This is a genomic window from Brachybacterium sp. ACRRE (assembly GCF_022346485.1).
GTDB classification, from domain to species: domain Bacteria; phylum Actinomycetota; class Actinomycetes; order Actinomycetales; family Dermabacteraceae; genus Brachybacterium; species Brachybacterium halotolerans.
Genome location: NZ_JAKRMO010000028.1, coordinates 1 through 10,596 on the forward strand (window position 1 = coordinate 1; position 10,596 = coordinate 10,596).

9 protein-coding genes and 1 riboswitch are annotated in these 10,596 nt (G+C 74.7%); of the genes, 4 read left to right on the plus strand and 5 right to left on the minus strand.

Translation table 11 applies throughout. The features are described 5' to 3' along the window. Positions 1-49: 49 nt before the first annotated feature. From MHY49_RS09740 to MHY49_RS09750, 3 genes are all read right to left on the minus strand, one after another. A complete protein-coding gene (locus MHY49_RS09740; RefSeq protein WP_239203802.1) occupies positions 50-1,279 on the minus strand; it encodes a dihydrofolate reductase family protein in 1,230 nt (409 codons plus the stop codon). A 96-nt stretch (positions 1,280-1,375) separates the two neighbouring features. Then, positions 1,376-1,503: riboswitch (FMN riboswitch) on the minus strand. A gap of 77 nt (positions 1,504-1,580) precedes the next feature. Then, the gene (locus MHY49_RS09745; protein ID WP_239203803.1) at positions 1,581-2,960 is read right to left on the minus strand and encodes a cytochrome P450; all 1,380 of its coding nucleotides are present in this window, start codon (positions 2,958-2,960) and stop codon (positions 1,581-1,583) included. Beyond that, positions 2,957-4,225: a polyprenyl synthetase family protein gene (locus MHY49_RS09750; protein WP_239203804.1), complete on the minus strand. Its 1,269-nt coding sequence runs from the start codon at positions 4,223-4,225 to the stop codon at positions 2,957-2,959. The genes MHY49_RS09745 and MHY49_RS09750 overlap by 4 nt, the downstream gene beginning before the upstream one ends. A 149-nt stretch (positions 4,226-4,374) precedes the next feature. Between MHY49_RS09750 and MHY49_RS09755 the strand changes: the two genes are divergently transcribed. The 4 genes from MHY49_RS09755 to MHY49_RS09770 are packed head-to-tail and all read left to right on the plus strand — an operon-like array spanning position 4,375 to position 7,303. Next, the gene (locus MHY49_RS09755; RefSeq protein WP_239203805.1) at positions 4,375-5,010 is read left to right on the plus strand and encodes a MarR family winged helix-turn-helix transcriptional regulator; all 636 of its coding nucleotides are present in this window, start codon (positions 4,375-4,377) and stop codon (positions 5,008-5,010) included. Next, positions 5,000-5,371, plus strand: a complete 372-nt coding sequence (locus tag MHY49_RS09760; protein ID WP_239203806.1) for a lycopene cyclase domain-containing protein — start codon at positions 5,000-5,002, stop codon at positions 5,369-5,371. Before MHY49_RS09755 ends, MHY49_RS09760 begins: the two co-directional genes overlap by 11 nt. After that, positions 5,364-5,699, plus strand: coding sequence for a lycopene cyclase domain-containing protein (locus tag MHY49_RS09765; protein ID WP_239203807.1), 336 nt, complete (start codon positions 5,364-5,366; stop codon positions 5,697-5,699). Before MHY49_RS09760 ends, MHY49_RS09765 begins: the two co-directional genes overlap by 8 nt. Next, positions 5,696-7,303 (plus strand): FAD-dependent oxidoreductase, encoded by a 1,608-nt coding sequence (locus tag MHY49_RS09770; RefSeq protein WP_239203808.1) that lies wholly within the window; start codon positions 5,696-5,698, stop codon positions 7,301-7,303. The genes MHY49_RS09765 and MHY49_RS09770 overlap by 4 nt, the downstream gene beginning before the upstream one ends. 52 nt (positions 7,304-7,355) lie before the next feature. Here the strand turns inward: MHY49_RS09770 and crtI are convergent, their stop codons facing one another. Further along, positions 7,356-9,995 carry a phytoene desaturase family protein gene (gene crtI / locus MHY49_RS19070; protein WP_255719834.1) on the minus strand — a complete coding sequence of 880 codons (2,640 nt, stop codon included), beginning with the start codon at positions 9,993-9,995 and terminating at the stop codon, positions 7,356-7,358. Positions 9,996-10,029: 34 nt separating this feature from the next. Continuing rightward, complete coding sequence (locus MHY49_RS09785) at positions 10,030-10,518, minus strand: MarR family transcriptional regulator (RefSeq protein ID WP_239203809.1); 489 nt, start codon at positions 10,516-10,518, stop codon at positions 10,030-10,032. Positions 10,519-10,596 lie beyond the last annotated feature (78 nt).

A 10,596-nucleotide genomic window follows, 5' to 3' on the forward strand; every position in this document is an offset into this window, starting at 1 on the left:
GACGTGCAGCGCCTGGGCGAGCGGACGACGGGGACGGGGATCAGGTCCCCTAGGCGTGCGCGGGAGCGGCGCGACGGGCGATGAGGAGCACGTCCTCGCCCAGGCGCTGCACGTCCTCGGTGTGCCAGCGCGGGGCGTCGGCGAGGGTCGGGATGCCGAGGTCGGAGATCGCCGATCGACCGCTCTCCCCGAGGTGCAGGGGCGCGAGGTAGGCGTGGATCTCGTCGATCAGGCCCGCGCGGAGGAAGGCGGTGGCGAGCCCCGGCCCGCCCTCCAGCACGGCGTGGCCGACGCCGCGGGCGGCGAGCGCGGCGAGGACCTCCTGCGGCTCGTGCGTGCGCAGGTGCAGGAATCGCCCGTCGGTGCCGCGCACTGCAGCGTCCTCGGGGACGTCGCGACGTCCGACGACGACGCGCAGCGGCTGGCTGGACACGGAAGGTCGGGGCTGCACGAAAGTTTCGGGGCCAGCGGCAGGGTCCGGCCGGGCGGCAGCGTCCGGCCGGGCGGCAGGCTCCGCTCGGGCGGTGAGCGACGGGTCGTCGGCGAGCATGGTGCCGGTGCCGACGATGATCGCGTCGGTCCGGGCGCGCACCGTGTGGGCGTGGGCGCGGGACGCCTCGCCGGTGATCCACCGGCTGGTGCCGTCGGCCGCGGCGACCTTGCCGTCCAGGCTCGTCGCCGTCTTCAGCACGAGGTGCACGGTGGTCTGCTCGGGGTTCAGCGGCTGCTCGGAGTCCGATGCCTGCTCCGGGGCTGTCGCCCGCTCCGGCTCCGACGCCCCGGCTGCGTCCCGAGCTGCCCGAGCGGCCTGATCGAGCCAGCCGGCCAGGAGCTCGCGCGACTGCTCTTCCCGCAGGCCGCCCACCACGTCGACGCCGGCCGCCGCGAGCTCGCGGGCGCCTCCGCCCGAGGCGGCGCCGAGGTCGGCCAGGGCGAAGACGACGCGGGCGATCCCGGCGTCGCGCAGCGCCCTCGTGCAGGGGCCGGTGCGGCCGGTGTGCGCGCAGGGTTCGAGGGTGACCACGGCGGTCGCGCCGCGGGTCTCGCCGCCTCGGGAGCGCGCGTCGGCGATGGCCGCGACCTCGGCGTGGGGCGTGCCGGCGCCGCGGTGCCAGCCCTCGCCGAGGGTCGTCCCGTCGGCCGCGAGGAGGACGCAGCCCACGCGGGGGTTCGCATCCTCGGCAGGCCCGCGCGTGGCGAGCGCGAGCGCGCGGTCCATCGCGGCGCGCTCGTCGGGCGTCGCGGATGCGGCGGATGGGGGCGTGTGGTGCCCGTGCACGGAAGCCTCCGGATCGGCGGTGGTCCGGGGCGATGGCACGGCGGCAGAAGCGTCACCGGGGCGGACGACGGCGAGCCGACGCCGCGCACAGCGACGCCACATCTCCTCCCATCCGGACTTTTACCGTCGGTCCTGGAGTTCCACCAGGTCAACCGGCTCCCGAGGGAGCCGGGTCGCGGACTGTCACCGCCGGTTCAGAGTTTCACTGACCCCGGAGAATGTGGTTCATTCGCGAGCGACACTAGCACCGCGATCCGGGTGCTCGAGAAGTCGGTGTCGCGGTGTGAACACCGCGGCGCCCTCAGGCGACGCGGTCGGGGAACTCGACCCTCATGCCGTGCAGGCGGTATCCCGCGACGACGTCGTCCCACGAGATCTCAGGGGCGCGTACGAGGCGCGGAGCGGCGGCGAGCAGATGCTCCAGCAGCACCGCCGACTCGGTGATCGCGAGGTGCTCGCCGGGGCAGCGATGGGGCCCCGCGCCGAAGCTGAGCCCGGCGGGCGAGACCCCGCGCGGCAGCGGGCGGTGGGGCCGGAGCTCGAGCGGATCCTCCCCCATGACCTGCGCGTCCGCGTTGGCGTCCCGGACATGGACGTCGATCAGGTCACCGGGCCGGACGTCGGCCGCCGCGGGGCATCCGGACACGTCGAAGGGCTCCCGGGCACGGCGGTAGAGGTGCCCGACCACGGGCTCGAGCCGGATGATCTCCCGCAGGATCGCGGCCTTCTCTTCGCGGTCGCCGGCGAGGAACTCCGTGCGCAGCGCCTCGTCGTCCAGGAGGCGCCAGCACGCCATCACCAGGAACTCGCGGGTGGTGATCATGCCGGCGCTCGCGTAGGTGACGCATTCGACGAGGATGTCGGCGCCGCGCGCGCCCTGGTCGAGCAGGTGGCTGATCACGTCGTCGGCGGGATGTCGGCGTCGCCGGCGGATCGCCGGGCGGACGTCGCGCAGGTGGAAGGCGGCGAGCGGTCCGAGCCCGCGTGCGGCGGCGAGCGCCCACTGCGGCAAGGAGCGGCCCCAGCGCGGGCGGGTGAGGTCGACGTCCGGCTGCCGCTGCAGGCGCACGAGCCGGCGCGACATCGCCTCCAGGGGCGAGGCGGTGAGGCCGACGATCTCGCGGCTCACCGCCACCGAGTAGAGCAACGCGAGGTGACCGAGGTCGCAGCCACCCTCGCGGACCGCCTCACCGACGAGGCGGACGGCCTCGCGCTCCATGGTCTCCGCGCTGGAGCGCTCGACGCCCTGCGGGGAGAAGAAGCGGCCGACGGCGCGGCGCTGGGCGTCGTGGCCGGGTCCGTCGGACAGCAGGATCGGGTGGCGGCGCAGTCGGCCGCGCGGGATCGCCTCCGCGGTGAACCCTGCCTGCGTCGTGCCCTCGCGGCGCCGGAGCACCTCTCGCCCAGCCGTGTGGGAACGGATCCGCCAGACACGCGGGACTCGGGAGCCGCCGGGCCGGTCAGCGCCCGGATCCGCACCGGGGACGCGCGGACCCTTCAGCAGGGACCGCAGGCCGAGAGGGCCCGCGCCGGGGATGTCGCTGTGCAGCGGGCAGCCGCGTTCCTCGGGCCGATCCGAGCGTCGGGAGCCGGCAGGATCGGCACCGGGGCCGGTGGGGTCGGCGCCGGAGCCACTGGGGTCCGCGCGGGCGTCGTCGGAGCCGGTGGGGTCGCGGCTCACCGCAGCCTCCCGTCGAGCTCCGCGATCACGGCGCCGAGCACGCGGGCGGCGGGTGCGGGGACGGCGTCCTCGGCCTCCGTCAGGACGGCGCGCGCCTGCGCCACCTCCCGCGCGACGAGCGCCTGCACATGCGCCTCGGCGCCGCAGTCCGCGAGCAGGGAGCGCACGTGCCGACCGTCGGGAGCGCGCAGGTCCGCGCGTCCCAGGGCCGCCTCGATGCGCGGCCAGTCCGAGGTGCCGCGGGCGAAGTCGGTGATCGCCGTCTGCTTGCCCTCGCGCAGGTCGGAGCTGGGGTCCTTGCCGTGCTCGGCGGCGGACCCGAACACGGAGAGCGCGTCGTCCTGATGCTGGAAGGCGATGCCCAGTTGCCGTCCGGCGCTCGTGAGCGCCTCGCGCGCGGGCTCGGGGGCGCCGGCCAGGACGCAGGCCGCGCGCAGGGGCAGCTCGAAGCTGTAGGTGGCCGTCTTGGTGCGGGTCATCTCCGCGATCACGTCCGTCTCGGGGGCGACGATGCCGTCGCTGAGCGAGACGTCGAGGAACTCGCCGACGGCGGACTCGGCGACGGCATCGCCCAGAGCGTCCAGCAGCGCGAGACGCTCGGAGCGGGGCAGGTCGACGCGCGCGAACACCTGGTGGGCGAGGGCGAGCATCTGGTCGCCGACCAGGACGGCGGTGCTGCGGGCCCAGTGGCTGCGACGGTCGTCCGTCCCCGCCGACCCCGAGTCCGAGTCCGTCCCCGCCGGGCCCGAGCCCGACCCAGAATCCGAGTCCGAATCAGAGCCCCGCTCCTGGGCGATCAGGGCGCCGACGAGATTGGCGCGGCCGCGCCGGGTGAGGTCGTTGTCGATGACGTCGTCGTGGAGGAGGAAGGCGAAGTGGAGCACCTCGAGCGCCGCGGCGAGACGCACCGCCTCGGCGCGTTCGGCGACGGGACGGCCCGTGCGCGAGGGGAGGTCGGCGCTCAGGGCGTCGAAGGTCTCCAGCAGCAGTCGCGGGCGCAGGAGCTTCCCTCCCGGGAGCTGCGCGGCGGCGAGCTCCCAGAGCTGCAGGACCTCCGCCCCGTGACGGCGTGCGCGCCGGGACCCTTCGTCCATCAGCCGTGCCGTCGCCCGGCGGACGTCCTCGCTCACGTCCATCACGGGATCGCCGGAGCTGGCGGGGAGGTCTCCGGCCAGGCGGAGATCCCCCGGGACGCGGACGTCGTGCGCCGCGGCGTCGACCTGGTCCTCGACGGCATCGATCTCCTCCATCGGCTCGCTGCTCATCTCCACCATCGTCCCCTTGTCTGCATGGTGCCTGCACCGCGCGCCTCACGGAACCGAGCGGCGCCGCGGAGTGCCTCAGCATGTCATCTTCCTCGGGAAGATTCCAGCCATGGAAGCAGAATTCATCGGGCGGCAGTAGGGTGGCCGCCATGACCGAGCCCGGCACGCGCGACACCGCCGCACCCGAGTCGCCCACGAGCACGCCCGACCGTCGGCCCTGGCGCGTCCACGACCTCGCCGCGAGCGATCCCGAGGGCGAGCTGGCCGACCGCTCGGGACTCGACGAGACCGCCGAGCGCGAGATCGACGACCTGATGGCGGCGCTCGTCGCCCTGCGTCGGGCCGAGGAGGAGCTCTCCTCCGCATCGCGCGCCTTCATGGACCTCGGCGCGACGGACATGCGCGCCCTGCACTACCTCATCGCCGCAGCCCACACGGGTGAGCTGGCGACGCCGGGGGCCCTCGGCGAGCACCTGGGCATCTCCTCGGGCGCGACCACGAAGCTGCTGGACCGGCTCGCCCGGGGCGGGCACATCACGCGCGGGCACCACCCCGCGGACCGTCGGGCGGTGACGATCGCCGTCTCCCCCGCGACCCGCCGCGCGGCGATGGACTCGATGGGCCGCCAGCAGGCGGGGCGAGTGCGCGCCGCTGCGCGTCTGAGCTCGGAGGAGCGCGGGACCGTCACCCGCTTCCTGCTCGACATGGCCGGCGAGCTGTCCCCTGCGGGTCTGGACTGGGCGGAGGGCTCGACGAGGAGCGCTGGAGCACCGCATGCACGGTGAGTACCTGATCCTGCTGGGGCTGTGCCTGCTGGTGACGCTGCCGCTCGAGTTCGTCATCGGAGCGCGCGTGCACCGCAGCCCGCGTCGTCTGCTCGCGGCCCTGCTCCCGACCGCGATCATCTTCCTGGCCTGGGACTACGTGGGGATCCACAGGCATCACTGGTGGTACGACCCCGCGAAGATCTCCGGGGTCACGCTGCCCGGCGGCATGCCGCTCGAGGAGCTGCTGTTCTTCCTGGTGATCCCGATCTGCGCACTGCTCACGCTCGAGGCCGTGGAGATCCTCCTCGGCCGGATCCGCCGACGGACCCGCCGTCGGGCCCGCCCCGCCGACGAGGAGAGGAGGAGCCGGAGTGCCTGAGTACACGATCCTCACCGTCATCGCGCTCCTCGCCGTCCCCGCGCTCGAGCTGCTGTGGCTGCGCACGGGCCTGTTCCGCCGCCCCGCCTACTGGATCTCGATGGCCATCGTGCTCGGCTTCCAGGTGCTCGTGGACGGCTGGCTGACGAAGCTCTCCGCCCCGATCGTCCTCTACGACGACGCGATGACCCTGGGCATCCGCTTCCCCTTCGACATCCCGATCGAGGACTTCGGATTCGGCGCCGCGATGGTCACCCTCGCGATGCTGCTGTGGACGCGCGCGGGATCATCGGAGGCGGCGGACGAGCACGGCAGGGCGCAGCGATGAGCGCGCGTCCCGGCCGCGACCGCCGCGCCGTCCTGCATCGCGGGCCGACGGGGCGCGCGAGCGCACCGGCGAAGGACGTCGTGGTGGTCGGCGGCGGGATCGCGGGCATCTCGGCCGCCACCGTGCTCGCCGAGCGGGGCGTGCGCGTGCACCTCCTCGAGGCGCGCGGCACCTGGGGCGGCAGGGCGCGCTCGTGGGACCTGGGCGACGGACGCTCCATGAGCCGCGGCTTCCATGCCTTCTTCCGCCAGTACTACACGCTGCGCCGTCTGCTCGCCCGCGCCGACCCGTCCCTGACGCGCCTGCGGGACATCGGCGACTATCCGCTGCAGCTCGCGGACGGGCCCCGCGACACCTTCCGCGGCATCCCCCGCACCCCGCCGTGGAGCGTCGCGGCCTTCGCCCTGCGCAGCGACAGCTTCCCGCTGCGCGAGCTCGCCCGGGTCGACGTGCGCCGCGCCCTGGACCTGCTGCGCGTCGACTTCCCCGGCACTTTCCGCGCGCTCGACGGGACGAGCGCGCAGGACGTGCTCGATGCGCTGCGCTTCCCCCACGACGCCCGGCACCTCGCGCTCGAGGTCTTCGCGCGGTCCTTCTTCGCCGACCCCCGCGAGTTCTCCGGCGGGGAGCTCGTGGGCATGTTCCACGCCTACTTCATGGGGTCCGCGGAGGGTTTGATCTTCGACGTTCCCTGCGACACCTACTCCCCCACGCTCTGGGATCCGCTCGTCGAGCGCCTGCGCTCCCTGGGTGCGGACGCCCGCACGTCCGTCGTCGTGCACGGCATCGAGAGCCTGCCGCGCCGGGCGGCCGACGGGTCAGGGACGCCGCGCGATCTCCTGGTGAGGACCGCCGAGGGCGACCTGCGCACCGACGCCGTGGTGATGGCCGCCGATCCCCGCTCCGCGCGCACCCTCCTGGGCTCCACCGCCGCGGCCGTGCCGGGGTGGCAGGGCTGGCTCGATCGCGTCTCCGCGCAGCGCAACGCACCGCCCTTCGCCGTGCTGCGGCTGTGGCTCGATCGCCCCGCCGCGCCGGACTCCCCCGCGTTCCTGGGCACCAGCGGCTTCGGGCCGCTGGACAACGTCTCGATGGTGGACCGCTTCGAGCGGACCGCGCACGACTGGGCGCAGCGCCACCACGGAAGCGTGGTCGAGCTGCACGCCTACGCGCTCGACGGCGCCGCCGCGCCTTCCGCCCACGCGTCCGCCCACGGGTCCGCCGACGAGTCCGCCGACGACACCTCTCGAGGCGGGAGGCTGCGCGACAAGCTGCTGCGGCAGATGCACCGCCTGCACCCTGAGCTCGCCGACGCGCGCATCCTCCACGAGCAGTGGCTGGTCGAGGACGACTGCCCGCTCGTGGGCACCGAGCCGTGGGACGAGCGCCCGGGCGTGGACACGCCGGACGCCCGCATCGTCGTCGCCGGGGACTGGCTGCGCACACGGGAGCCGGTCGCCCTCATGGAGCGCGCCGCGCTCACGGGGGTGCGGGCGGCGAACAGTCTGCTCGCCCGCTGGGGCGTGCGCGGCGAGGACTGGTGGACGGTGCCGATGACGGGCGTGCTGCGCCGCGCCCGGTCCCGGCGGCCCCGGCGGCCGTGAGAGCCCCGCGGTCTCTATGAGATCCCCGCGGTCTGCATGAGATCCCTGCGGTCTACAGGGGCTCCGGGAGCGGCGTGCTGGTGGTGTCCCCGCGCAGGCGCTTGAGCACGTTCTCGGCGCTGATCAGGCACATCGGCACCCCGACGCCCGGCACAGTGGTTCCCCCGGCGTACAGGAGGCCGTCGACCCTCCGGCTGCGGTTGCTGCCGCGCAGGAACGCGGACTGCCGCAGCGTGTGGGCGGGCCCGAGGGCGTTGCCGCGCCAGGAGTGGAAGGCATCGGTGAAGTCGCCGGGGCCGACGGTGCGGCGCAGCTCGATGCGCTCGGCGAGGTCAGGCACGTGCGCCTTCTCGGCGATCTGCGCGATGGCGCGGTCCACCGCCTGCTCGACCTCCGCGTCGCCCGCGCCGTCCCGGCCGCCGCGGCCGATGCCCCGGCCGTCGGCCGTCTCCGGGGCGACGGGGATCAGCACGAAGAGGTTCTCGCTGCCCTCGGGCGCGACCGTCGGGTCCGTGCGCGAGGGCGCGCAGACGTAGACGCTCGCCGGGTCCGGCGCCCGGGTGGCGCCGCGTGCGTCCGCAGGGGTGATCTGGGCGAAGTTCCGATCCCAGTCGTCGGTGAAGAACAGGGAGTGGTGCAGCAGCTCGGGCACCCTCCCGCGCACGCCGAGCATCGCGAGCACCGCTCCCGGCCCGGAGGTGCGCGTCGTCCACGCGGATTCCGGGGAGGTCTGCAGCTCCCGTGGCAGCAGCGCGGTCTCCGTGTGGTGGAGGTCGGCCGCGGAGACGACGACATCCGCGTCGATCGTCTCGGTCGATGCCCCTGCCGCGTGGGCCTCGTCCGCGGTGCGTGCCCCATCAGCGGCGAAGGCCCCGCCCGCGGCACGCACCTCGACGCCCGTCACCCGTGCGCGGCGCGAGCCGACGCCGCGCCCTCCCGGCGCGGTGCGGATCGCGGTGACCTCGTGGCCGGTGCGGATCTCGGCGCCCGCGTCCTCGGCGAGCGCGCGCAGCACCTCGACGAACCGGGTGAACCCGCCGCGCGGGTAGCGCACGCCGTCCTCGAGGTCCATGGCGCTCATCAGGTGGTAGAGGCTCGGCGCGGTCCGCGGGGTGGCGCCGAGGAAGACCGCCGGATAGCCGAGCACCTGGCGCAGTCGGGTGTCGCGCACGGTGCGCGCGGCGAGGTCGTGGAGGGATTCGCCCAGCAGACGGGCGAGGGCCGGCGCGTGCGGGGCGAGCTCCCGGAGCGTGCGCGCGGGGACCGTCGAGAACGTGGTGTAGAGGAAGTGGGAGGTGGCCATGCGGTAGGCCGCCCCGGCCGAGTCGAGGTGGCGGCGCAGCGCGTCACCCGCCCCCTCCTCCTCCGCCTCGAAGGCGGCGGCCGAGCGCTCCCGGTCGCCGAACAGGTCCAGCGGGCGCTCGTACTCCTCGCCGAAGACGCGGTAGGCGGGGTCCAGCTCGACCAGGTCCAGATGGTCCTCGAGGCGGGTGCCCAGCAGCGCGAAGAAGTGCTCGAAGCACTCGTGCATGAGCCACCAGGAGGGCCCGGTGTCGAAGGTGAAGCCGCCCTCGCGCCAGGTGCCCGCGCGCCCGCCGACCTCCTGCCCGCGCTCGAGCACCGTGACCCGGTGCCCCTCGGTCGCGAGCAGCGCGGCCGTGGCGAGCCCCGCGATGCCGCCGCCGATGATCACGACCCGTCGGGCATCGGCGCGCGGGGCTGAGTCCGAGGCCTGCTCCGAAGCCGCGGCCGAGCCCGGACCCGCGGCTGGGGCCGGGGCCGACCTCGGGCCCGCGGCCGGGCCCGCGGAGACCCGCCGCCCGGGCAGGGCGGCGCGCGCGGCGATGAGCGCCTTCTGCGCGGTGGGGACGCGCACGCGCCGTGCGCGCAGGACCTCGGCGGGCGTGCGCCGCAGGCGCGTCGAGAGCGCGGCGAACAGATCGTGGGCGGACTGCACGGCCGCTCGGCTCGAGGCGGGCAGGTGGGCGATCGCGCCCTGGGCGCGCGCGAGGTCCCCGTCGATGTCGTCGAGCAGGGCGAGCTTCTGGCGCTCGGTGGGTCCGTGCAGGTCGATGCCGGGGAAGTAGGCGCGTCCGCGCCCGTCGGCGTCGTCGCGCAGGTCCCGCAGGAAGTTCACCTTCTGGAAGGCGGCGCCCAGGCTGCGCGCGCCCTCGACGAGGGAGGGGCTCGGCTCCACGGGGCGGTCGGCCCCGTCGGTCGCGAAGACGCGCAGGCACATCAGCCCGACCACCTCGGCGGAGCCGTCGACGTAGCGCGCGAAGCTCGCGTCGGTATGGGAGGTCACCTCGAGATCGGCCCGCATGGAGGCGAAGAAGGGACGCGTGAGATCGGTGCCGATCCCGCAGGCGCGGGAGGTCGCGGCGAAGGCGTGGATGACGAGATCGGTGCTGAAGCCCGAGTCCATGGCTGCTTCGGTGCGCTTCTCGTAGTCGTCCAGGGCCGCCGCGACCAGGTGCGCGCCGGCGCCGCTGCCGGCCGCGGCGCCGTCGACGATCTCGTCGGCGATCCGCACGAGGGCGTAGATGCTGCGGACGCGGGTGCGCACGGGCTCGCGCAGCAGGCGCGTGGCCAGTCCGAAGCTCGAGGAGTAGCGGCCGATCACGCGCTCGGCGGCGGCCTCGGCGGTGCGGCGGAAGTCGTCGGCCGCCTGCTGCTGGAGGCTGTGCTTCATCAGCGCCTCCGCCCTTCATCGCCCGCGCGGGCGATCAGCTGTTGTCGACGTCGTGGTTCATGCGCCGCAGGAAGTCGATGACCACGGCCCGCTCCTGCGGGCTCAGGGAGGACGCCACCTCGTGCATGCGCGTGTGGGTGTCCTCCAGTGTGCGCCGCACCTGCTGCTCCCCGCGAGGGGTGGGGGCGACGGCGGTCGAGCGGCGGTCGTCGGGATGCGGTGTCCGCTCGGCGAAGCCGTGGCGCACCAGCCGGTCGACGAGGGCGCTCGCCGAGGCCTCGCGCACCTCGAGCCTGGCCGCGAGATCCCTCTGCCGCAGCACGGTCCCGGCGCTGCGGGCGGCGAGCAGATGGCGCATGGCCAGCAGGTCCTTCTCGCCCATCTGCATGTGCGCGCGGATCCGGGAGCGCATGCGGTGGCCGGACTCCTGGTAGACCCGCAGCTCCTCGAGCAGCTCGGTCGCCGTGGGCGAGGCCTCCTGGGAGGGCGGGTACCAGAAGCCGTCGGCCGATGCGGAGTCCACGACCGGCCACCTCCTGCCTCTCGCCGATGTCGCTGAGCACATTGTGCCCGACCGCGCGGGGTCGAATGGACACGCCCG